Origin of the sequence: Nocardioides sp. (assembly GCF_030149505.1) — a bacterium.
Classification (GTDB): domain Bacteria; phylum Actinomycetota; class Actinomycetes; order Propionibacteriales; family Nocardioidaceae; genus Nocardioides.
The window spans coordinates 1-22638 of sequence record NZ_JASBRN010000079.1; the positions used below are offsets into that span (position 1 = coordinate 1).

At 73.7% G+C, this 22638-nt stretch carries 21 protein-coding genes and 1 tRNA gene; 3 read left to right on the top strand and 19 right to left on the bottom strand.

All coding sequences use genetic code 11. The features are described from left to right. Window positions 1–203: 203 nt before the first annotated feature. From Q1V71_RS17920 to Q1V71_RS17945, 6 genes are all read right to left on the bottom strand, one after another. Window positions 204–872: a response regulator gene (locus tag Q1V71_RS17920; protein ID WP_367280164.1), complete on the bottom strand. Its 669-nt coding sequence runs from the start codon at window positions 870–872 to the stop codon at window positions 204–206. After that, window positions 848–4231, bottom strand: coding sequence for a thiol reductant ABC exporter subunit CydD (cydD, locus tag Q1V71_RS17925; protein WP_300645596.1), 3384 nt, complete (start codon window positions 4229–4231; stop codon window positions 848–850). The genes Q1V71_RS17920 and cydD overlap by 25 nt, the downstream gene beginning before the upstream one ends. A gap of 44 nt (window positions 4232–4275) precedes the next feature. Next, window positions 4276–5334 carry a cytochrome d ubiquinol oxidase subunit II gene (gene cydB / locus Q1V71_RS17930; RefSeq protein ID WP_300645598.1) on the bottom strand — a complete coding sequence of 353 codons (1059 nt, stop codon included), beginning with the start codon at window positions 5332–5334 and terminating at the stop codon, window positions 4276–4278. Window positions 5335–5352: 18 nt separating this feature from the next. Further along, the gene (locus Q1V71_RS17935) at window positions 5353–6807 is read right to left on the bottom strand and encodes a cytochrome ubiquinol oxidase subunit I (protein WP_300645599.1); all 1455 of its coding nucleotides are present in this window, start codon (window positions 6805–6807) and stop codon (window positions 5353–5355) included. 343 nt (window positions 6808–7150) lie between these two features. Then, the gene (locus Q1V71_RS17940; RefSeq protein WP_300645601.1) at window positions 7151–8341 is read right to left on the bottom strand and encodes a lipid-transfer protein; all 1191 of its coding nucleotides are present in this window, start codon (window positions 8339–8341) and stop codon (window positions 7151–7153) included. Further along, window positions 8338–8781, bottom strand: a complete 444-nt coding sequence (locus Q1V71_RS17945) for an OB-fold domain-containing protein (protein WP_300645602.1) — start codon at window positions 8779–8781, stop codon at window positions 8338–8340. The genes Q1V71_RS17940 and Q1V71_RS17945 overlap by 4 nt, the downstream gene beginning before the upstream one ends. Before the next feature lie 316 nt (window positions 8782–9097). Between Q1V71_RS17945 and Q1V71_RS17950 the strand changes: the two genes are divergently transcribed. Beyond that, window positions 9098–9421, top strand: a complete 324-nt coding sequence (locus Q1V71_RS17950; RefSeq protein ID WP_300645603.1) for a GIY-YIG nuclease family protein — start codon at window positions 9098–9100, stop codon at window positions 9419–9421. A 136-nt stretch (window positions 9422–9557) separates the two neighbouring features. Here the strand turns inward: Q1V71_RS17950 and Q1V71_RS17955 are convergent, their stop codons facing one another. Beyond that, on the bottom strand, window positions 9558–10967 hold the full coding sequence (locus tag Q1V71_RS17955; protein WP_300645604.1) for a cystathionine beta-synthase: 1410 nt from the start codon (window positions 10965–10967) through the stop codon (window positions 9558–9560). A gap of 109 nt (window positions 10968–11076) precedes the next feature. Here Q1V71_RS17955 and Q1V71_RS17960 point away from each other — a divergent pair, with 109 nt between their 5' ends. Beyond that, window positions 11077–12159 carry an SGNH/GDSL hydrolase family protein gene (locus Q1V71_RS17960; RefSeq protein WP_300645606.1) on the top strand — a complete coding sequence of 361 codons (1083 nt, stop codon included), beginning with the start codon at window positions 11077–11079 and terminating at the stop codon, window positions 12157–12159. Between the two features lie 410 nt (window positions 12160–12569). On the opposite strand, the gene Q1V71_RS17965 is transcribed toward Q1V71_RS17960, so the two are convergent. From Q1V71_RS17965 to eno, 10 genes are all read right to left on the bottom strand, one after another. Next, on the bottom strand, window positions 12570–13427 hold the full coding sequence (locus tag Q1V71_RS17965; protein WP_300645607.1) for a Bax inhibitor-1/YccA family protein: 858 nt from the start codon (window positions 13425–13427) through the stop codon (window positions 12570–12572). Window positions 13428–13636: 209 nt separating this feature from the next. Then, a tRNA-Leu gene (locus tag Q1V71_RS17970) sits at window positions 13637–13710 on the bottom strand. Window positions 13711–13801: 91 nt separating this feature from the next. After that, window positions 13802–14413, bottom strand: coding sequence for a peptide deformylase (gene def, locus Q1V71_RS17975; protein ID WP_300645608.1), 612 nt, complete (start codon window positions 14411–14413; stop codon window positions 13802–13804). Next, entirely contained in the window at window positions 14410–14955 is a 546-nt protein-coding gene (locus Q1V71_RS17980) for an ACT domain-containing protein (RefSeq protein WP_300645609.1), read from the bottom strand. Before Q1V71_RS17980 ends, def begins: the two co-directional genes overlap by 4 nt. Further along, window positions 14952–15626 (bottom strand): uracil-DNA glycosylase, encoded by a 675-nt coding sequence (locus Q1V71_RS17985; RefSeq protein WP_300645610.1) that lies wholly within the window; start codon window positions 15624–15626, stop codon window positions 14952–14954. Before Q1V71_RS17985 ends, Q1V71_RS17980 begins: the two co-directional genes overlap by 4 nt. A gap of 38 nt (window positions 15627–15664) precedes the next feature. Then, on the bottom strand, window positions 15665–15913 hold the full coding sequence (locus Q1V71_RS17990; protein ID WP_300645611.1) for a hypothetical protein: 249 nt from the start codon (window positions 15911–15913) through the stop codon (window positions 15665–15667). A gap of 334 nt (window positions 15914–16247) precedes the next feature. Next, the gene (locus tag Q1V71_RS17995; protein ID WP_300645613.1) at window positions 16248–17171 is read right to left on the bottom strand and encodes an exopolyphosphatase; all 924 of its coding nucleotides are present in this window, start codon (window positions 17169–17171) and stop codon (window positions 16248–16250) included. Continuing rightward, the gene (locus Q1V71_RS18000) at window positions 17171–17779 is read right to left on the bottom strand and encodes a DUF501 domain-containing protein (RefSeq protein ID WP_300645614.1); all 609 of its coding nucleotides are present in this window, start codon (window positions 17777–17779) and stop codon (window positions 17171–17173) included. The genes Q1V71_RS17995 and Q1V71_RS18000 overlap by 1 nt, the downstream gene beginning before the upstream one ends. Then, window positions 17772–18359: a septum formation initiator family protein gene (locus tag Q1V71_RS18005; protein WP_300645615.1), complete on the bottom strand. Its 588-nt coding sequence runs from the start codon at window positions 18357–18359 to the stop codon at window positions 17772–17774. The genes Q1V71_RS18000 and Q1V71_RS18005 overlap by 8 nt, the downstream gene beginning before the upstream one ends. A gap of 14 nt (window positions 18360–18373) precedes the next feature. Continuing rightward, window positions 18374–19651 carry a phosphopyruvate hydratase gene (gene eno / locus Q1V71_RS18010; protein ID WP_300645616.1) on the bottom strand — a complete coding sequence of 426 codons (1278 nt, stop codon included), beginning with the start codon at window positions 19649–19651 and terminating at the stop codon, window positions 18374–18376. A gap of 146 nt (window positions 19652–19797) precedes the next feature. On the opposite strand from eno, the gene Q1V71_RS18015 reads away from it, so the two are divergent. Next, window positions 19798–21273 (top strand): amidase, encoded by a 1476-nt coding sequence (locus Q1V71_RS18015; RefSeq protein ID WP_300645617.1) that lies wholly within the window; start codon window positions 19798–19800, stop codon window positions 21271–21273. Between the two features lie 90 nt (window positions 21274–21363). Here the strand turns inward: Q1V71_RS18015 and Q1V71_RS18020 are convergent, their stop codons facing one another. Together Q1V71_RS18020 and Q1V71_RS18025 are read right to left on the bottom strand one after the other, a co-directional pair. Beyond that, the gene (locus Q1V71_RS18020; RefSeq protein ID WP_300645619.1) at window positions 21364–21768 is read right to left on the bottom strand and encodes a MazG nucleotide pyrophosphohydrolase domain-containing protein; all 405 of its coding nucleotides are present in this window, start codon (window positions 21766–21768) and stop codon (window positions 21364–21366) included. A gap of 4 nt (window positions 21769–21772) precedes the next feature. Beyond that, window positions 21773–22576: a hypothetical protein gene (locus Q1V71_RS18025; protein WP_300645621.1), complete on the bottom strand. Its 804-nt coding sequence runs from the start codon at window positions 22574–22576 to the stop codon at window positions 21773–21775. Window positions 22577–22638 lie beyond the last annotated feature (62 nt).

Below are 22638 nucleotides of genomic sequence, written 5' to 3' on the forward strand. Positions count from 1 at the left end.
CAAGATCCGACTCCGCACCCGCATGGCCTTCGGCTTCAAAGACCCCGACGCCCTCATCGCGCTGCTCATGCTCACCCTCGGCGGACACCGACCCACACTCCCAGGCCGAACATGACCCACACATCAGTCACAAGAGCCCGACTCGCTGTTGAATCCGTGACGACTCAGCCTTGAATCCGTGCCGAGTCAGCGGCACCCCGGGGTCAGCGGGGGCGGCCGTCGGGGCCGAGGAGCTTGGAGGCGAGGACGGCGGCCTGGGTACGGCGCTCGAGGCCGAGCTTGGCCAGGATCGAGGAGACGTAGTTCTTGACCGTCTTCTCGGCCAGGAACATCCGCTCGCCGATCTGGCGGTTGGTGAGGCCCTCGGCGATGAGCGCGAGCAGCTTGAGCTCCTGCTCGGTGAGCTCGGCGAGCTCGGGGGCGGTGGCCGGGCCGTTGCGGACGCGCTCGAGGACCCGAGCGGTGAGCGCGGGGTCGATGAGGGAGTTGCCGTCGGCGACCTGCTTGATCGCGGCGACCAGGTCGAGCCCCTTGACGTCCTTGAGGACGTAGCCCGCGGCACCGGCCATGATCGCGGCGAACAGCGCCTCGTCGTCGTCGTACGACGTCAGGATCAACGCCCGGATCGACGGGTCGACCGCGCGGACACTGCGGCACACCTCGATGCCGGAGCCGTCGGGCAGGCGGGCGTCGAGCACGGCGACGTCGGGGTGCAGCGCCGGGATGCGGGCGGTCGCCTCGGCGGCGGTGCCGGCCTCCCCCACGACCTCGATCGTGCCGGTGCTCTCGAGCAGGGCGCGCAGCCCCTCCCGCACGACCTCGTGGTCGTCGAGGAGGAAAACCCGGATCAGGCGATCGGCGCTCTCGGACATGCGGTGGCTCCTCGGGACGGGGTCGTCGGTCGTCCCGCCATCTCTACCACCTGCTGCACCAGGTCGAGGCCGGCCGTGCCGTGGGTGATCCACAGGACACTGCGTCCGGGGTCGCCGAGCACCTCCTCGGCGAGGTCCTGCGCGGTCGCCTCGTCCAGGTGCGCGGTCGGCTCGTCGAGCACCAGCACCGGCTGGTCGGCGAGCAGCGACCGGGCGATCGCGATCCGTGCCCGCTCGCCCCCGGAGACCCCGTCGTGGCCCTCGCCGAGCCAGGTCCCGAGCCCCTCGGGCAGCTGGTCGAGCCACTCCCCCAGACGTGCCCGCCGCAACGCCGCCTCGACCTCGTGGTCGTCGGCATCGGGGCGCGCGAGCCGCACGTTCTCGACGAGCGTCGTCGAGAACAGGTGCGGGTCGTCGTCGACCAGCCCGACCCGACGGCGTACGTCATCGGCCGCGAGCGCCGGCAGCGGCACCCCGCCCAGGGCGACCGTGCCCGCCCGCGCCTCCAGGAACCGCAGCAGCAGCGCGGCGACCGTGCTCTTGCCGCAGCCGCTGGGCCCGACGAGCGCGACCCGGCCGCCCTCCTCGAGCCGCAGGTCCAGCCCCTCGAACGTGGGTGCCGCCCCCCAACCGGCACCCACGTCGTCCAGCGACACCGCGCTCCCCGCTGCGACGGCCGGCGCCGCGGGGTCCCCCGCGCCCGGCGCGCCCGCGAGGAGCGCGTCGACCCGGGCCGCGGCCGCAGCTGTGCGGGCCGAGAGCGCCCCCGCGTCCGCGAGCGGCAGCACCACGTCGACCAGCGCGAGCGGCACGAGCACCAGCAGCGCGAGCACCGGCGCGCCGACTGCTCCCGGCTCGACCAGCGCGGCCACCGCGACCATCCCGAGGCCCGTGGCGGCGAGCACCAGCGCCCGGGCCGCGCCCAGCCACCGGGCCGAGCGCCGCGACGAGGCCCCGAGCGCGTCGGAGGTCCCGCCCACCTCCGCGACGGCGCGGTCGACCGCCTGCCACATCGTCAGCTCCTCGGCCAGCCGGGTCGTGGCGACCACCCGCTCGGCCAGCCGTGCGCGCAGCGCGACCTGCTCGCGCTCGGCACGGGCGGCGCCCGCCCGCGCGAGGAGGTACGCCGCAGCTCCGCCGAGCCCCACGAGCGCGACACCGAGCCCGGCCGGGGCCGCCCACGCGGTCGTGACCGCGGCCGCGACCGCGAGGACGGCCACCGCGGTCCGCACCGGCATCCGCACCCGCAGCTCCCGGTCCAGCCCGGCGTCCACGTCGTCGACCAGCGCGGTGAGCAGATCGCCACGACGACGGTCCAACCGCCCCGGGACGAGCGGCACCAGCGCGTCGTAGACCGCCACGCGCCGGCTCGCCAGCAGCCGCAGCACCGTGTCGTGGGATCGCAGCCGCTCGGCGTACCGGAGCACCGGGCGCGCCAGCCCGAAGGTCCGCACGCCCACGATGGCCACCATCAGCGTCAGCACCGGCGGGTGCGTGGAGGACTGCACGATCAGCCAGCCGGCCGTCGCGGTCAGCGCGACCCCCGAGAGGCTGGCCAGGGTGCCGAGAAGGGTCGCCAGCGCGAGGCCCCGCGCGTTCGACCCGTCGGTGGAGGTGTCCGGAGTGGAACAGCCGGCCCCCTCCGGCGCGTCGGAGTGTCCGGACCCGGCTCGGTCGACGGGTCGAGGTGCGGGTCGAGGCCCCACGCCGCGCTCCCTCGCGTCCTGGGCCACACGACCCGCACCTCGCGCCGACAGCCGCAGCTCCCGGTCCGCGACGGCCACGACGGCGGGGTCGTGGGCGACCACGACGACCCCCCGTGTGCGGCCGAGCTCGGCGATGGTGTCGGTGAGGACCCGGGTGGTGACCGGGTCCAGGTGGGCGGTCGGCTCGTCGAGCAGCACCCACGGCCGGTCGGAGACGACCGCGCGCGCCATCGCCAGCCGGGCCCGCTCGCCGGCGGAGAAGCGTGCCGCGTCCTCGCCGACGGGGGTGTCCAGGCCCTCGGGCAGTGCCCGGACCCGCTCGGCCAGCGCGACCTGTGCCAGCGCCGCCCAGAGCCGCGCGTCGGTCGCGAGCGGGTCGGCCAGCCGCAGGTTGTCGGCGATCGTCCCCTCGACGAACCCCGGCTGCTGGGGCAGCCAGGCGACGTCCGCTGCGGGCGGCACCTCGACCTCCCCCGACGTGGGCTCGAGCAGTCCGGCGAGCACGGCGAGCAGGGTCGACTTGCCGCAGCCGCTGGGGCCGGTGAGCGCCGTGACGCCGGTCGGCTCGATGGTGAGGTTCAGGGCGTCCAGGACAGGTGTCGTGCGGCCGGGGCGCACGACCACGAGGTCGCGGACGGCGAGGGACGCCCGGCGGGCGGCCGGGGCCTCGTGGCTCGCTGCGCTCGCACCTCGACCAGCGAGAGCCGGGGTCTCGACGACGGCTCGCTGGCGCTCGCCTGCTCGACCGCCGGGTCCGGTCCCGTCCAGGAGCGCGCTGACCTGCTCCACGACGGCGACCCCCTCGGCGGCGGCGTGGAACTCCGCGCCGACGCGGCGCAGCGGCCAGTACGCCTCGGGGGCCAGCAGCAGGACGACCAGGGCCGTCCGCAGGTCCAGCCCGCCCTCGGCCAGCCGCAGGCCCACGACGACGGCGACCAGGGCGACCGAGATCGTCGCGACCAGCTCGAGCACGCCCGAGGACAGGAAGGCCACGCGCAGGGTCTGCAGGGTCGAGCGTCGGTAGGCGTCGGTGACCTCGGCGATCCGGGCCGACTGCGCCCGCGCCCGGCGGAACGCCACCAGTGTGGGCAGACCCCGCACGACGTCGAGGAAGTGCCCCGACAGCGACGACAGCGCGCGCCACTGCCGCTCGGCGTGGTCACGGGTGGCGAGCCCGACCAGCGCTCCGAAGACCGGCACCAGGGGCAGCGTGCACACGACGATCAGCGCCGCGATCCAGTCCTGGCTGAGGATCGCCAGGACGGTCAGCCCGGGGAGCACCGCGGCGAGCACGAGGGCCGGCAGGTAGCGCGTGAGGTACGGCTCGAGCGCGGCCACGCCCCGGGTCACCAGCACCGCGTCGGCCGACGAGTCGCGTCCGGGTCGGGCCAGCACGGACGCGGTCAGCCGCCGTCGTACGTCGGAGCCGACCGCGGCCGCAGCCCGGGCCGCGGCCGCGTCGGAGACCCAGCCGACCAGCCCGCGGGCCGCCAGCAGGCCGGCGACCGCAGCAGCCCAGCCCGGTGAGAACCGACCCTCGACCGCGGCCACGACCAGCCCGGTCACCGCGAAGGCCTGCGCGACCACGAGCAGCGCGCCGACCACCCCGGCGGCGACGACACCGGCCAGCGCACCCCGCGCGGGGGCGAGCATGCGGAGCAGGCGTGGGTCGGTCGGCCGCATGGAACGTGAAGAGCTCATCGGGTGACGTCAGCGCGGCCGCCCGCGGGCCGGTCGCCGGGCCGGTCGCCGGCCAGCACGGGCTCGGGGATGTGGTGCACGGCGATCCGCTTGCGGAAGACCCAGTAGGTCCACGCCTGGTAGGCCAGCACGACCGGGGTGAACACGACCGCCACGACGGTCATGATCTTCAGCGTGTAGGCAGTGGCGGCGGCGTTGGTCGTCGTCAGCGAGGTGCCGTCGGCGAGCGTGGTCGGCATGACGTCGGGGAAGAGCGCGACGAAGAGCCCCGCCACCGCGAGGGCGATCGTGACGAACGTGCCGAGGAAGGCCCAGCCCTCGCGGCCGGCACCGGCCGCGGCGACCCCGGCCAGCAGCGCGACCGCGGCGAGGACGAAGAGCAGCGCCGAGCCGAGCGAGCCGGTGTCGAGCTGGGTCCAGGAGAGGAAGACGACGGCGAGGACGGCGGCCACCAGCCCCGACCGGGTCGCGAGGACCCGTGCGTCGTGCCGGACCGGACCGTCGGTCTTCAGCGCCACGAACATCGCGCCGTGGGTGACGAACAGCGACAGGGTGGTCAGCCCGCCCAGCAGGGCGTAGGGGTTGAGCAGGGTCAGGAAGCCGCCGGCGTACTCCAGGTCGGCGTCGATCGGCACGCCGCCGACGATGTTGCCGAAAGCCACGCCCCACAGCACCGCCGGCACCAGCGAGCCCCAGAACAGCGCGCGGTCCCAGCGGGCGCGCCAGGTGGCGTCGTCGCGCTTGTGGCGGTACTCGATGGCCATCCCGCGCACGATCAGCGCAACCAGGATGAGCAGCAGCGGCAGGTAGAAGCCGCTGAAGAGCGTGGCATACCACTCGGGGAACGCGGCGAAGGTCGCGCCACCGGCCACCAGCACCCACACCTCGTTGCCGTCCCAGACGGGGCCGATGGTGTTGAGCAGGACCCGGCGGCGACGCTCGTCGCGGCCGAGCACGGGCATGAGGATGCCGACCCCGAAGTCGAAGCCCTCGAGGGCGAAGTAGCCGATCCACAGGACGGCGATCAGGCAGAACCAGACGGTCGTGAGCTCCATGGTGTTTCTCCTCAGCCCTCAGTACGCGAAGGCCAGCGGCCGGTCGGGGTCGTTGTCGTCGTCGCGCAGCACCGGCTCGACGTAGGGGTCCGCGCCCTTGGCGATGGCACCGAGCAGCAGCTTCAGCTCGACGACCGCCAGCACGCCGTACAGGGCGGTGAGGGTGAGCAGCGAGACCAGCATCTCGGTGGCGCTGACCCCCGGCGAGACCGACTGCTCGGTCGTCATGAGGCCGAAGACCGCCCACGGCTGGCGGCCGATCTCGGTGAAGATCCAGCCGAAGGAGTTGGCCAGCAGCGGCATCAGCGGCAGGCCGACCGCTACCCAGGTCCAGCGCTGCGCGGTCGGCGCACGGCCGCGGCGGGTCGCCCACAGCACCGCCAGGCCGCCCGCCATGCCGGCGAAGCCCAGGCCCATCATGAAGCGGAAGGACCAGTAGGTCAGCGGGATGTACGGCGTGTAGTCGCCCGCGCTGTAGTAGCTCGCGCCGGGATCCTGGCCGTACGTCGCGACGTACTGCTCGCGCAGCGGGTTGATGCCCTCCACCTCGCCCTCGGGGTCGCCCGTGGCGAGGAAGGAGAGCAGGTTCGGGATCGTGACCGAGAACTTCTCCGTCCTCCCGTCCGGCGTCCCGATCGTGAACACCGAGAACGCCGCCGGCTGCTCGGTCTCGTAGAGCGCCTCGGCCGCGGCCATCTTCATCGGCTGGACCTCGGTCATGATCTTGCCCTGCACGTCGCCGGAGACCGTGACCGCGAGACCGGCGACCAGCAGCACCCAGGCACCCGAGCGGGCAGCCGTGCGGTACATCGGCCGGTCGGCGCTGCCCTCGGTCCCCTTCGCGCGGACCAGCTGCCACAGCGCCACGCCGACGACGAACGCGCCCGCGGTCATGTAGGCCGCCGCGATGACGTGCGGGAAGGTCACGAGCTGGACCTTGTTGGTCATCACCGCGAGGAAGTCGGTCAGCTCCGCGCGCCCGGTCTCCGGGTTGTACTCGTAGCCGACCGGGTTCTGCATGAACGAGTTGGCGGCCAGGATGAAGTACGCCGAGAAGAGGGTCCCGAGGTGGACCAGCCACATGCAACTCGCGTGCAGCAGTCGCGGCAGCCGGTCCCAGCCGAAGATCCACAGACCGAGGAAGGTCGACTCCAGGAAGAAGGCGAGCAGTCCCTCGATCGCCAGCGGGGCACCGAAGACGTCACCGACGAAGCGGGAGTAGTCCGACCAGTTCATCCCGAACTGGAACTCCTGCACGATCCCGGTCACGAGGCCGAGCGCGAAGTTGATCAGGAAGAGCTTCCCGAAGAACTTCGTCAGCCGCAGCCACTGCTCGTTGCCCGTCCGCAGCCACGCGGTCTGGTAGCCCGCGACCATCGCGGAGAGACCGATCGTGATCGGGACGAAGAGGAAGTGGTAGACGGTCGTGATGGCGAACTGCCAGCGGGCGATGTCGAGGGCGTCGAGGTCCACGCCCCCACCCTCGGGTGCGGCCCGGGGTCACCGGCACGGCCGGAGGTACCCGCCCCGACGGACCCTCGGACCCGGCCTGCGGGACCTAGGTCCCCCCGTCTTGACGCGGGCCTGCTGGCTCGCTCGATGGTCGAGCAGCCCGGGCGCCAGCGAGCGTCGTGCCCCGCTCGATGGTCGAGCAGCGAGCGCCAGCGAGCGTCGTCGAGACCGCCGCACCTGCCTGTGGTCGCCAACCACAGACAGGTCACCCGGTCTCGACGACGGCTCGCCAGGGCTCGCCTGCTCGACCACCACCGGTGGTCGAGCAGCACGAGCGCCAGCGAGCCACGAGACCCCAGCCGGGTCAGCGCGTGACGATCACCGACGAGCCGTGCCCGAAGAGCCCCTGGTTGGCGGTGATGCCGACCCGGGCGCCCTCGACCTGCCGACCCTCGGCCTGCCCGCGCAGCTGCCAGGTGAGCTCGCAGACCTGCGCCAGCGCCTGGGCCGGGACGGCCTCGCCGAAGCACGCCAGGCCGCCCGACGGGTTGACCGGGATCCGCCCCCCGAGGGTGGTCTCGCCCGCGCGCAGCAGCGACTCCGCCTCGCCCTCCTTGCAGAGGCCGAGGTCCTCCATCCAGTCCAGCTCGAGCGCGGTCGAGAGGTCGTAGACCTCCGCGACGTCGACGTCCTCGGGACCGATCCCGGCCTCCTCGTATGCCGCCGCACCGATCGACTGCTTGAAGGTCCGGTCCCCCGGGGTGCCCGCGTCGGTGCTGAGCATGGGCATGTCGAGCACGGTGTTGGGGAAGGTCGGGGTGACTGTCGAGACGGCTGCGACCCTGACCGGGTCGGCCAGGCCGAGCCGCTGGGCGTAGGCCTCCGAGACCAGCACCACCGCCGCCGCGCCGTCGGAGGTCGCGCAGATGTCGAGCAGGTGCAGCGGGTCGGAGACCACCGCGCTGGACATCACGTCCTCGACGCCGACCTCCTTGCGGTAGCGGGCGTAGGGGTTGGTCAGGCCGTGCCGGGAGTTCTTGACCTTGACCTGGGCGAAGTCCTCCTGGGTCGCGCCGTAGAGGTCCATCCGGCGGCGGGCGTACATCGCGAAGTACGCCGGGTTGGTCATGCCGAGCAGCCGGAAGCGCAACCAGTCCGGGTCCTCCCAGCGCTCGCCGGCGTTGGGGGCCAGGAACCCCTTGGGGGTCGTGTCGGCACCGACCACGAGGGCGACCTCGCTCATGCCGGCCAGGATCCGGGCGCGGGCGGTGTCGATCGCCTGGGCACCGGTCGCGCAGGCGGCGTACGACGTCGCGATCCGCGCGCCGTTCCAGCCGAGCGCCTGGGCGAAGGTCGAGCCGGCGACGTACCCGGCGTAGCCGTTGCGGACGGTCTCGCCGCCGACCACCAGGTCGACGTCGGTCCACGGGATGCCGGCGTCCGCCAACGCGGCCCGGGCCGCGTGCACGCCGTACTGCACGAAGGGGCGTCCCCACTTGCCCCAGGGGTGCATGCCGACGCCGGCGATGATCGTGCTCGTGCTGCTGCCGCTCACTGGTCGGCCTCCTCGCCCAGCTCGATCACAGGCTTCCAGCGGTAGATCAGCTGCTCGCTCGCGTGCTCGGGCTCGACCACGAGCTCGACCTCCTGGCCGACACGCAGGTCGCCCGTGCCGTAGCCCTGCGCGACCTGGCCGACGACCACCATGCCCTCGGGCAGCTCGACGGCCGCCAGCGCGAACGGCACGAACGGCTCGGGCGCCTGGTAGGGCGGCGGCGGCTGGTACTGCGCGTCGGTGTAGGACCACACCGTCCCGCGCCGGCTCAGCGGCACCTGCTCGAAGGTCTCGGAGTCGCACCCGGGGTTGCGGCAGAAGCCCGCAGCCGCGGCGGTCGGCGGGAAGTAGGTCGTGGCGCACCCCGTGCACCGCTCCCCCAGCAGCGTCGGGGCGTCCCCGACGGTGAACCATCCCTCGATGGCCGGTGTGGCAGTCATGCGCCCTCCAGGCGAGAACTAGAACGTGTTCTCACTCTAGCCCTGATCGCCGGTCACGGTGCGAGGCGGCCGGCGGTCGAGCAGGCGAGCGCCAGCGAGCCGTCGTCGAGACCCCGCGACCTGCCCACACCCCGGCGGTCGAGCAGGCGAGCGCCAGCGAGCCGTCGTCGAGACCCCGCGACCTGCCCACACCCCGGCGGTCGAGCAGGCGAGCGCCAGCGAGCCGTCGTCGAGACCTCGCGACCTGCCCGACGAGTTCTCCACAACCAGCGGATCAGTGGGACTACCCACACCCACCGACGGGCAGCACGGGGACATGGCGTGGACCTACATCCTCGAGTGCGCGGACGGCTCGTACTACGTCGGCAGCACCACCGACCTCGACCGGCGCATCAGCGAGCACAACCTCGGCGAGGGCGCGACCTACACCCGACCCGTGCGACGCAGACCCGTCACGTTGGTCTGGTCTGCGCAGTTCGACCGGGTCGACGATGCGTACTACCTGGAGAAGCAGGTGCAGAACTGGAGCCGGGCCAAGCGTGAGGCGCTCATCGACGGTCGCTTCGCCGACCTGCCCGCGCTGGCGCGGGGCCACTGCCGCCGACCACTCGTGGACGGGACTGGCACCAGCGAAGCGTGATGGTCGAGCAGGCGAGCCCCTGGGCGAGCCGTCGTCGAGACCCCGCAACGTGCCTGTGGTCGCCCACCACAGACACCTCACCCGGTCTCGACGACGCTCGCTGGCGCTCGCTGCTCGACCAACCAGCGACGGGGGTTCAGGCGCGGGCGAGGAAGGCCAGCAGGTCCTGCCGAGTCAGGACGCCGACGGGCTTGCCGTCCTCGTGGACGAGCACGGCGTCGGCGTGCTCGAGCAGCCTGACCGCGGAGGTGGCCTCCTCGGAGGAGCCGATGGTGGGCAGCGGGGCGGACATGTGGTCCTCCACCTTGTCGGTGAGCGAGGCGTGCCCGGCGTAGAGCGCGTCGAGCAGCGCGCGGTCGGAGACCGACCCGGCGACCTCGGCGGCCACGATCGGGGGCTCGGCGCGCACGACGGGCATCTGCGAGACGCCGTACTCCTGCAGGATCGCCACGGCCTCGGCGATCGTCTCGGCGGGGTGGGTGTGCACGAGGTCGGGCAGCCGCCCGGACTTGCCGCGCAGGACCTCCCCGACGGTGGTCTCGGTGGTGGTGCCGGTCGGGAAGCCGTACTGCGCGAGCCAGTCGTCGTTGAAGATCTTCGTGAGGTAGCCGCGGCCGGAGTCGGGCAGCAGCACCACGATGACGGCGTCGGTGCGGCCCTCGGCGGCCAGCTCGTGCGCCAGCTGCTTCGCGGCGTACGCCGCCATGCCGGACGACCCGCCGACCAGCAGCGCCTCCTCCCGGGCCAGGCGGCGGGTGAAGGAGAACGCGTCGGCGTCGGAGACCTCGATGACCCGGTCCGCGACGGTGCGGTCGTAGGTGTCGGGCCAGAAGTCCTCGCCCACGCCCTCGACGAGGTAAGGCCGTCCGTCGCCGCCGGAGTAGACCGAGCCGGCCGGGTCCGCGCCGACCACCTGGATGTCGGGCCCTCCCCTTTCAGCAGCGCGCTCCTTGAGGTACCGCCCGACGCCGGAGATCGTGCCTCCGGTGCCCATGCCGGTGACGAAGTGGGTGATCCGCCCCTCGGTCTGCTCCCAGATCTCCGGACCGGTGGTCTCGTAGTGGGAGCGCGGGTTGTGCGGGTGGGAGTACTGGTCGGGCTTCCAGGCGCCCGGCTGCGAGGAGAGCCGGTCGGAGACGTTGTAGTAGGAGTCCGGGTGCTCGGGCGGGACCGCGGTCGGGCAGACCACGACCTCGGCGCCGTACGCCCTGAGCACGTTGCGCTTGTCCTCGCTCACCTTGTCGGGGCAGACGAAGACGCACTTGTAACCCTTGGCCTGCGCGACCATCGCCAGCCCGACCCCGGTGTTGCCCGAGGTCGGCTCGACGATCGTGCCGCCGGGCTGCAGTGCGCCCGAGGCCTCCGCGGCCTCGATCATCCGGGTCGCGATCCGGTCCTTCACCGAGCCGCCGGGGTTGAGGTACTCCACCTTCGCGAGCACCAGCGGCCCGTCCTCGCCCTGCCCGAGCGGGGCGTCCAGGGTGCGCCCGAGCCGCAGCAGGGGGGTGTGTCCGATGAGGTCCAAAAGGCTGTCGACGTACTGCACCTGACCAACCTATGCCCACATGCTGGACATGCTGCAAAGGCGCGAGCAGCCAGCGCGGACCCCCGACGGGGTGTCACGGCCTGGAGGAGCGGTCCTTAGGGTAGGGGCCATGGGCAAGGCAGCGGCAGCACGCAAGCTCGCCTCCGCCGCGGCGTACGGCGGGGGCGGTCTCTCCGTGCTCGGCGCCGGCCTCTACGGCGTGCTCGCCACGGAGGCCCGCTGGGCGCGCAAGACCATCGGTCCGATGATCGAGCACCCTCCACCGGACTCGACCGGCTGGTACGGCCGCGGTCGTCCCGGGCCGGCGCTGCGGATCGCCCTGATCGGTGACTCCAGCGCTGCCGGGTACGGCGTCGAGCGGGTCGAGGACACGCCCGGCGCGATCCTCGGCAGCGCCGTCGCCGAGCACGCCGACCGCCGGGTCTACCTCCGCGACTTCGCCGTGGTCGGGGCCAAGTCCTCCGACCTCGAGGACCAGATCGACCGGGCCCTGCCGATCAACCCCGACGTGGCGGTCATCCTCATCGGCGCCAACGACGTCACGCACCTGCTGACCCCCTCCACCTCCGTGCGGCACCTCGCCGAGGGCGTGCGGCGGCTGCAGGCGGCCGGGGTCGCCGTGGTCGTGGGGACCTGCCCCGACCTGGGCACGATCAAGCCGATCGCCCCGCCACTGAAGCAGGTCGCCCGCGCGTGGTCGCGCCGGCTCGCCGCCGCCCAGACCATCGCCGTCATCGAGCAGGGCGGCCGCACCGTGTCGCTGGGCTCGATCCTGGGCCCGGAGTTCGCTGCCGCCCCGGCCCTACTCTTCGGACCCGACCAGTTCCACCCCTCCGCGGCGGGCTACCGCTCGCTGGCCGGGGTCATGGTCCCCTCGGTGCTGGCCGCCGTCGGGGTCATCGAGCCCGACGAGGACTCCCTCGAGTCCCTGCGCGGCGAGGGCGTGCTGCCCATCAGCGACGCGGCCATCCGCGCCGTCCAGGTGCCCGGCACCGAGCTCGACGGCACCGAGGTCGGCGGCTCCCGCCGCGGCGTGCGCGGCCTGTGGGTCGAGCTGCGGCACCGCCGCCGCCACCCGGACACCGAGGCCGAGACGCCCGACGAGGTCGACACCGACGCCGCTGACTCCTCAGCTGCCTCCGACGACGGCCCGCTGGCCGAGGTCGTCGACCTCAAGGTCGCCGAGGGCTGACGAGGACGCCTCGACCGATCTGCGGGACGTGGTCGGGCCCGTGGCACGACGGGCACCGTGTGGACGCTGCTGCCTGCGCGGGGAAGGTCTGCACCGTTTCAGCGGCCGGCCGCTGGAGTTGACGGCCAGCCGCTGGAACGTCAGCGTCCCGCCGTCAGGTTCCGCGGCCGGCCGCTGAACCTGCTGCAACGCCGTACGCCGCCACGCCTGGCCGACCGGCCGCGACGACGCACGAAGGCCCCCGACAGAGCCGGGGGCCTTCGTGGTTGACGCGCCGACCTTGCGGGGGGACGCGACGTGCTGGGGAGCACCGTCACGGACATCGACCGGGTCTCGACACGCGGGTCACGCCTTCGTTCCTCAGGCGTGCCGCTCGCTCGACCACCGTCAGTGAGTCCGCTGGCGCGTCCTCACTCCTGGCTGAAGAACGCCATGATGCGCAGGAGGTTGGTGTAGATCCAGACCAGCGAGACGGTCATCGCGAACGCGGCGGTCCAGGACTCGCGCTCCGGGGCGCCGTAGCGGATGCCCTGCTCGACGAAGTCGAAGTCCATGATCAGCATGAACACACCGAGCACGAGGCCGGCCACCGCGGTGACCATGCCGAGACCGCTGACGCCGAAGAGGCCGATGTCGGCGTTGAAGAGGCCCAGCACCAGCTCCATGAGCGAGAGCCCGATCATGCCGAAGACGGCTGCGACGACGAACTTGCGGAACTTGTCGCCGACCTGGATGTTGAGGATCTTGTACGCCGCCAGCGTGCCGGCGAACGCCGCGAAGGTGCCGATGACCGCGCCCTGCACGGCGCCGGGGTAGGCGACGTTGAAGAGCATCGAGATCGCACCCAGGGCGATGCCCTCGAGCGCGGCGAAGGCCAGCACCAGCGGCGGGCTGACGACCTTCTTGAACGAGTTCACCAGCGACAGCACGAAGGCACCGAGGAAGCCGAAGGTGGCCACGGCGCTGACGGTGCCGAGGGCCGAGCTCGCGGTGTCCTCGTTGATCTCGGGCAGCATCACCCAGGTCGCGAGGGCGGTGACGACGACGACACCGAGGGTGATGCCGGTCTTCTGCACCACCGAGTCGATGGTCATGGGGGCGCTGGGCGCCTGCGGGGCAGGGGCGTAGCCCTGCGTGTCACCGGGGGCGCCGACGCCCCACTGCGAGGGGTCGGAGCCGTAGCCGGAGTTGCCGTAGGACTGGGTTCCGTGGGCGCCGCTTCCGCTGAACGCCTCGGACCGGCGGAACACCGGGTTGTTGCTCTGCATGGTCTCTCCTTGGAGGCCGTCGGAGGCCGCCGGGCGGCGGCCCACAGGGGATGTACCCACCTTAGGGGGTCCTGATCGGTACAACGCTCGCCCGGGCGGTGGCGTTCCCGCGGAGCCTGAGGATCCGCTGAGAGCCGCGCCCGGCGTCGTACGCCGTCGGGCGCGGCGCGCCCGACCAGGCCGGCCCGGCCGGCCCGGTCGACCTCGGGTGCCCCCGGCGGGATTCGAACCCGCACCACAGCGCTTTTAAGGCGCCTTCCTCTGCCGGTTGGGACACGGGGGCCCGGTGCAACGACGGACGTCATGCGGCGGGGACGTCCGTCGCCGCGCAGCGTATGACGTCCCGGGACCGTACGCCGCCGGGTGGCTGCCGCTCAGAGGTAGGTCTGGCGCGCGAAGATCGCGTGCGCCCCGGCGACCCGGTCCACGAAGAGCAGTCCCTGGCAGTGGTCGATCTCGTGCTGCAGGCAGCGGGCCTCGAAGGCGTTCGCGTGCAGCTCGACCTCCTCGCCGGTGCCGGGCAGCTGGCCACGCACGACGATGCGGGAGGCACGCTTCACGTCGCCGGTGAGGTCCGGGACGCTCATGCACCCCTCGCGGGCCTTCTCGTTGCGGCTGCTCGCGACGACCTCGGCGTTGCAGAGCACGAACGTGCCGTGGTGGTCGCGGGTCTTGGGATGCTCGGAGACGTCGACGCAGAACACCTGCGCCCCCACGCCCACCTGCGGGGCGGCCAGCCCGACGCAGCCGGGGCTGACCCGCATGGTGGCGACCAGGTCGGCGGCCAGCTGGACGGTCTCGGGGCTGGTCGGGTCGACCCGCTCCCCCACCGCCGACAGCACGGCCGCGGGTGCGCGCACGACCTCGAGCACGCGTCCCTCGACCCCCAGCTCGGTCTCGCTCCAGGCCAGGACGCGCTCGTGGACGCCCCCGGTGCCCGGCTGCTGCCCGCCCTGCTGACCCTGCTGATCGCTGGGATGGCTCACAGCTCGTCGGCCTCGGCCGGGCGCAGCGTGGCGCCGACGCCCAGGTCGGTGGCGGCGGCCCGGATCGCGGCGCCGACCGCGTCGACGTCGGCGCCGGCGGGCAGGTCGATCTCCGCGACCAGCAGGTAGAGGTCGCCGGCCAGCCGGGTCGTGAGGTCGGTGATGTTGCCGCCCGCCTCGGCCACCTGGCCGACCACCGCGGACACGATGCCGGGGCGGTCGCCGCCGTGCACGGTCAGCACCCACGAGGTGCCGGCAGCAGCGGCAGCGGGCTCCTGCGGCACCTCGCGCACGGTCACGGTCAGCGTGCCGTCGTCGGCGAGCGGCGCCAGCGCGGTCTCGATGTCGGCGGCCGGGGCGTCGCCCGCGCACAGCAGCATCATCGCGAAGTGACCCCGCAGCAGGGTCATCGTGGAGTCCTCGAGGTTCAGGCCGAGACCGGCGAGGCGACCCGTGGCCTCGGCGATGATGCCGGGCCGGTCGTGTCCGAGGACGGTGACGGCGTGCAGGATGCTGGGGGCCGTGCTGCGAGGACTGTTCACCCGGGCATTCTCGCAAGGGCCCGCGCCCGGCCGAGCACCTCGTCCGTCATCGCCTCCGTCAGCCGCCCGCGGACGGTGTTGTGCGGGCTCGGGTGGTAGCAGCCGAGCAGGGTCCGGACCCGTCCCTCGGCGTCGGCCATCGGGACTTCCACACTGTGCCCGAACCGCGGCAGCGGCCGTGGCACGTCCAGCCCCGCACGGTCCAGCGCCGCGAGCGCGGCCGCCCAGCCGAAGGCACCGAGCGTCACCACCACCTCCACGTGGGGCAGCACCAGCGCCAGCTCCTGGTCCAGCCAGGAGGCGCAGGTGTCGCGCTCGGCCGGGGTCGGCTTGTTGGCGGGCGGGGCGCAGCGCACCGCCGAGACCAGGCGGACGCCGTCCAGCCGCTGCCCGTCGTCGCGGTGCGTGCTGGTCGGCAGCGCCGCGAGCCCCACCCGGTGCAGGCTGGCGAAGAGCCAGTCGCCGGACCGGTCGCCGGTGAAGACCCGACCGGTCCGGTTGGCGCCATGTGCCGCTGGCGCGAGGCCCACGACCAGGATGCGCGGCTCGGGATCACCGAAGCCGGGCACCGGCCGGCCCCAGTAGGTCTGGTCGGCGTACGCCGCTCGCTTCTCGGTCGCGACCTGCTCGCGCCACGCGACCAGCCGGGGACAGGCGCGGCACTGCGCCACCTGCTCCCCCAGCCGGTCGAGGGCGTCGGCGAGCTCGGTCAGGGAGTCGCCTGCTGCGTGAAGCCGCCGCTCGGCACGGCGCTCTGCACCTTCTCCTTGGCCGCATCCATCGCGGCCTCGGCCTGCGTGGTGGCCTGGTCGACGGCCTTGTCCTTCGCCGACTGCACCCGCGGGTCGCGGGCGACCTTCTGCGCCGTGGCCTTGATCTGCTCGTACCGCTCATGGCCCGCGCGAGCGCCCAGGACGTACCCCACGCCGGCCGCGGCCAGCATCGTCACCTTGCTCATCGTGCTCCTCCTCCAGATCGGTTGCCCGGTCACTGTTCCCGACCACCCGCGTCCGCACGCCACCCGATGTGGTGGGGGTGACTGTCAATGGGGGTTGCTGTGGGCGGGGTGGAGGTGGGCGGGGTGGAGGTGGGCGGGTCGGCGCCGGCGTGGGTGGGGCACACCAGGGCGAGGGCGGAGAACACCGCCCCTTCGTCGGAACCACCCGCCTCGTTCGTCCCTCACGAGGCGGGGGCCAGGCCCATCCACCCTCCTCCGGGGCGATGTTCTCCGCCCTCGCCCTGGCGCACCCCGGTCGCAGGAGCCGACCCGCCGTCCGGCGGGCAGTCGGGGGTCAGGCGCGGAGGGACCAGGCGATGCCGTCCAGGATGTCGGACTCGCTGACGACCAGCTCGGTGACCCGGGTGCGGGCGAGGACCCGGGAGAGGACGAGGGCACCGGCGGCGATGACGTCGGCGCGGCCGGGGTGCAGCCAGGCCAGGTCGGCGCGCTCGGCGGCGGTCGAGCCGAGGAGGCGGTCGCAGAGGGCGTGCACGTCGGCGACGGGGAGGGGGGCGCCGTGCGTGGCGCCCCGGTCGTACGCCGACAGGCCCAGCACCCCCATCGCCAGCGTGGTCACGGTGCCGGCCACGCCCACGACCGTGCGGGCTGCGGCTGGGTCGACCGGGCAGGCGTCGAGCGCGGCGTCGACGTCGGCCACGCAGGCGGCGACCTGGTCGCGGGTCGGGGGCTGACCCGCGACGGCGGGCACGAGGTGGCGCTCGGTCATCCGGACCGAGCCGATGTCCATGGAGTGGGCGGCGTCGGGGGTGGCGCCGGTGCCGAGGACGAGCTCGGTCGAGCCCCCGCCGATGTCGAGCACCAGCAGCGGACCGTCGGCGGCGGGGTCGATGCCGGGCAGCCCGCCGGTGGCGCCGGCCCAGGCCAGGGCTGCCTCCTCCGCGCCGGTCAGCACCTCGGGCTCGACGCCCAGCCGGGCGAGCACGCCGGCGGCGAAGTCGGCGGCGTTGGCGGAGTCACGGGTGGCGGAGGTGGCGCAGAAGCGGATCCGGTCGACGCGGTGGCGGGCCACCAGCGCGGCGTACTCCTCCACCGCGGCGAAGGTCCGGGCCAGCGCCTCGTCGGCGAGCCGGCCGGTGCGGTCGACGTCCTGGCCGAGCCGGACGATCCGCATCTCCCGCTCGAGGTCGGCACCGTGCTCGTCGAGGACGAGCAGCTTGATGGTGTTGGTGCCGCAGTCGATGGCCGCGACGCGCACTAGGCCTGGGCCTCCGCGTCGGCGCCGGGGTCCGGGCCGGAGTCGGGCCCGCCCACGCAGGGGCCGGTCTCCCACCAGGCGCCGAGCAGGTCGAGGACCTCGTCGCCGAGCGGGTTGACGCCGCGACCCATGGCCAGGGACTGGCCGGCCAGGACGTGCAGGCACTTGACCCGGTCGGGCATGCCGCCGGCGGAGATCCCCTCGATCTCGGGGACGTCCAGGCCGTGCTCGGCGGCGATGGCGCCGCGGACCTCGAGGTAGCGCTCGTGCGCGGCGGCGTACGCGGCGGCCAGCTCGGCGTCGGTGCCGAGCCGGTCCTGCATCTCGCGCATCAGGCCGGAGCCCTCGAGGGTGCCGATGCGGGAGGCCGCGCGCGGGCAGGTGAGGTAGAAGGTCGTGGGGAACGGTGTGCCGTTCGGCAGCCGGGGCTGCGTGGCGACCACGTCGGGGTTGCCGCAGGGGCAGCGGTGCCCGACTCCGTGGACGCCGCGCGACTCGCGGCCCAGCTGGGCCTCGACGGCGGCGGCGTCGGCCTCGGAGAACGGCTCCGCCGGCCAGGCCGAATGCCCGCCGGCCTGCTCGGTGTCGTGCTCGGGGGACTCAGCCATCCCCGTCCTCCGTCCCGCTCTCCTGGGAGCCGTCGATCTCGGTCAGCGGGGGCGTGCCCTCGTCGACAGGGGGCCGACCGGCCAGGACGATGGAGTCCCAGGCGTCCTCCCAGACCGCGGGCTCCTCCTGCTCACCGACCTCGTCGGGGTCGGCGAGCTCGGCGGCGCTCTCCAGCGGCTCGCCGTCCTCGTCGAGGACGACGTAGGAGGTCTCCCCGGGCAGGACGTAGCCGAGCTCGCGGGCCTCCTGCTGGACGTAGGCCGGGTCGTCCCAGCGGCGCATCTCCCGCTCCAGCTGGTCGATGGCCGCCTCGCGCTCGGCGATCTCGGCGCGCAGGGCGTCGAGCTCGCCGCGCTGCTGGAGGTAGGCCCGCGCCGAGGAGGCGTAGGAGACCACCAGCACCGCGAGGACCAGCAGGAGCACCGTGGCGCGACTGGTCAGCCGGGGCCGCCGGCGCCCGGGGGCACCGGTGTCGGCGGTCGCCCGCACGGGGCGGCCTGCCGGGCGCGAGGTGCGACCGGGACCGGTGCGGCCCCGCGGCCCCGAGGCGCGCGAGGACGTACGACGATCGGCCGGCATGGTCCTAGGGTCGCTCAGGAGGAGTAGCGCGGGAACGCCGACACACCGGCGTACCGGGCGGCATCGCCGAGCTCGTCCTCGATCCGCAGCAGCTGGTTGTACTTCGCGACCCGCTCCGAGCGCGCGGGGGCGCCGGTCTTGATCTGGCCGCAGTTGGTGGCCACGGCGAGGTCGGCGATGGTGGTGTCCTCGGTCTCGCCCGAGCGGTGGCTCATCATGCAGCGGTAGCCGTTGCGGTGCGCGAGGTCCACGGAGTCCAGGGTCTCGGTGAGCGAGCCGATCTGGTTGACCTTGACCAGCAGGGCGTTGGCCTGGCCGCCGGTGATGCCGCGCTGCAGGCGCTCGACGTTGGTGACGAAGAGGTCGTCGCCGACCAGCTGGGTGCGAGCGCCGAGCTGCTCGGTGATGGTGCGCCAGCCCTCCCAGTCGTCCTCGTCGAGGGGGTCCTCGATGGAGACGATCGGGTAGGCGTCGACCAGGCTCGTGTAGTAGGCGGTCATCTCGGCCGCGGACTTCTGCTGGCCCTCGAAGGCGTAGGAGCCGTCGGTGCAGAACTCGGTGGCGGCCACGTCGAGGGCGAGCACGATGTCCTTGCCCAGCTCGTAGCCGGCCTTGTCGACCGCCTCGGCGATCAGGTCGAGCGCGGCGCGGTTGGACTCCAGGTCCGGGGCGAAGCCGCCCTCGTCGCCGACGCCGGTGGCCAGGCCGCGGGACTTCAGCACCGACTTCAGCGCGTGGTAGACCTCCGCGCCCGAGCGCAGCGCCTCGCGGAACGAGGGCGCCCCGATCGGGGCGATCATGAACTCCTGGATGTCGACGTTGGTGTCGGCGTGCGCGCCGCCGTTGAGGATGTTCATCATCGGCACGGGCAGGACGTGGGCGTTGGGGCCGCCGACGTAGCGGTAGAGCGGCAGGCCGGCGGAGTCCGCGGCGGCGCGGGCCACGGCCAGCGAGACGCCGAGGATCGCGTTGGCGCCGATGGTGGCCTTGTTGGGCGTGCCGTCGGCGTCGAGCATCGCCTGGTCGACCAGGCGCTGGTCGTCGGCGTCGAGGCCCTCGATGGCGGGGCCGAGGGTCTGCACCACCGCGTCGACGGCCTTCTCGACACCCTTGCCGAGGTAGCGGTCGCCGCCGTCGCGCCGCTCCACGGCCTCGAAGGCGCCGGTCGAGGCGCCCGAGGGCACGGCGGCACGGGCGAAGGTCCCGTCGTCGAGCAGGACCTCGACCTCGACGGTGGGGTTGCCGCGCGAGTCGAGGATCTCGCGGGCGCCGACTGCTTCGATGGATGCCACGGTGCTCTCCTGAGAGGTGCCTGGAAGGGGCAGGGAAGGGGCGGGTACGTCGGCCCACGACTCTAGGGGGTCCGGCGACCGTGGCCGCGCCGGGTCTCGTGGCTCGCTCCGCTCGTGCCTCGACCACCGGGACTACCGTGTGGACCGTGCAGGACTACCGCGACCACGACGCCGTCTCCCTCGCCGAGCTGGTGCGCACCGGTGGGACTACCCCCGCCGAGCTGCTCGCCACGGCCCGCGCCCGTCTGGCGGAGGTGAACCCGGTCCTCAACGCCGTCGTGCGCGACGTCCACCCGCCGGCGGCGACGGGCCCCGAGCCCCAGGGCGGTCGGCCGTTCGCCGGGGTGCCGTTCCTGCTCAAGGACCTGCACCAGGACCTGGCCGGGGTGCCGACCAGCAACGGCAGCCGGGCCCTGCGCGACGTGCCGGCGGCCGAGACCGCCACCACGGTCGAGCGCTGGGTCGAAGCCGGGCTGGTCGTGTTTGGCAAGACCAACACCCCGGAGTTCGGCGCGAAGGCCCTCACCGAGCCGCACGTCTTCGGACCCGCCCGCAACCCCTGGGACACCGACCACACCCCGGGCGGCTCCTCGGGCGGCAGCGCCGCCGCGGTCGCGGCCGGTGTCGTCCCCTGCGCCGCAGCCAGCGACGGCGGCGGCTCCATCCGGATCCCCGCCTCGGCCTGCGGCCTCTTCGGCCTCAAGCCCAGCCGCGGCACCCTCCCCTACGGCCCCGCCCACGGCGAGCCGATCGGCGGCACCGCCACGGACGGGGTGGTCTCGCGCAGCGTGCGCGACTCCGCCGCGATGCTCGACGTGCTGGCCGGGCCGAGCGACACCTCGGCGTACCTCCCCGGCGGGCTGCCGGAGGGCGGGTTCGCCGCCGAGGTCGGGCAGGACCCGGGCCGGCTGCGGATCGGCGTCACCTGGGCCAGTTCGATCAACGCCGACCCGCACCCCGAGGCGATCGCCGCCGCGCGCCGCGCCGCCGACCTGCTCAGCGACCTGGGCCACGAGGTCGTCGAGGTCCCGATGCCGGTCGACGACGCGAAGCTCGCCAAGGACTTCCTCACCACGTGGTTCGTCCACTGCGCGGCCTCGGTCGCCGAGGCCATGGAGGCCGCCGGCGTCGGCGAGGACCACTTCGAGCCGGACACCCGGGTCATGGCCGCGCTGGGCCGTGCGACCAGCGCGCTCGACTACGTGCGCGCGGTCGAGGGCCGGCACGAGCACGTACGACGCCTCGCGGCCTTCCACGCCGACCACGACCTGCTGCTGACCCCGACCACGGCCACGCCGCCGCCGCGCATCGGCGCCTTCGACCTGCCCGCACCTGTGGCGCTGGTGCAGCGTGCGCTGCTGACCGCCAAGGCCGGAGGTGTGCTGCGCTTCACCCCGCTCGTGGACCAGATGATCAGCCAGAACCTCGGCTGGGTCCCCTACACCCAGCTCGCCAACCTCACCGGCCGCCCGGCGATGAGCGTGCCGCTGCACTGGACTCCCGAGGGCCTGCCGATCGGCTCCCAGCTGGTCGGGCGCCTGGGCAGCGACGGGCTGCTGCTGCGGGTGGCCGCCCAGCTGGAGCAGGCCGCGCCCTGGTGGGACCGCCGCCCACCGCTCTGACCCGCCCGCCCCCGCCGAAGCGTCAGTTTCGAACCCTCGACCCGTCAGTTCCGCCCCCGGGCATCGTCGGCGCGTCGGCGTACGCCGGGCTCAACCGCCGGCGCGCTTGATCTGCTCCCAGCGCCGGTCGATCTCCTCGGCGCTGAGCCCGGCGGCCTCGGCACGCTGCTCGGGCGTGCCGAAGACGTGCGGGTTGCGTCGGCGCATCTTGGCCACGATGCCCTCGGCGACGTCGTCGATCGTGAACTGCCCGGCCTCGGCGGCGACCGCGGCATGGAAGTAGACCTGCAGCAGCAGGTCACCCAGCTCCTCGCACAGGTGCGCGGGGTCCCCCTCGTGCACCGCCTCGGCGACCTCCGCCGCCTCCTCGGCCAGGTAGGGCAGCAGCGAGGTGTGGGTCTGGCCGCGCTTCCAGGCGCACTCGGCGCGGAGCCGGGCCATCACCGCGCGCAGCTCCAGCAGCGGCTCGGGCTGCGGGGGCTGCTCGGGGGTCATGGGCTCAGCCCTGGCCGCCGTTCGGGTTCTCCAGCGGGATCGGGGGCGCCTGGGCCGGCTCGGGAGCGTCCTCCTCCGCGGCGCACGCCTGCGACTGCGGCAGCGAGGAGACCAGCGTCGTGAGCTCGGCCTGGGCCGCCGGGTCGCCCTGGGCGGCGCGGTTGCGCAGCTCGTCGGCCTGCGCGCGCAGCGTCGCGGCCTCGGAGACGGCGACGGAGGTGTCGGAGAGGAGGGCGCCGGAGGCGGCCTCCGCGAAGTCGACCTGGTCGAAGAGCGGGTTCACGTCGATGTCGTTCTCGGCCTGCCACTGCTCGAGGAACGCCTGGTACGCCGGACCCGGCTCGACCAGCTCCTCCTCGCTCAGCGTCGGGTCCACGACCTCGCTGATCACGCTGGTGAGGAAGCTGCTGGCGGCGAAGACCGGGATGGAGGCGTCGTCGGAGTCCTCGGCGGTGAAGCCGAAGCTGTTGCGGGCCTGGCGCTCGGCCTCACGGCGCAGCACGTCGGCGTCGAGTCCGTTCTCCTCCGCGATCGCGGTGGCGACCTCGGTGACGACCAGCTGCTGGACCACGATGCCGCGCAGCTCGGCGCCGGTGAAGCCACCCTGGAGCAGCTCGGGCGAGCCCTGCAGCACCTCGCAGGTGTCGGCCACCGCCTCGGCGACCTGGTCGAGGCTGATCTCGGCGCCGTCGACGTCGGCGGCCACACCGGGCCGGATCTCGGCGTCGGAGACACCGCACCCGCTGAGGGCGCCCGTGGCGAGCACGGCAGCCGCGGCGAGACCGGCGAGGGGACGGGAGAGGCGCACGGGGAGCTCCTGTGGGGTGGTGTGACCTGCGCCGCCCATTGAACCAGCCGCCCCGGAGCGTC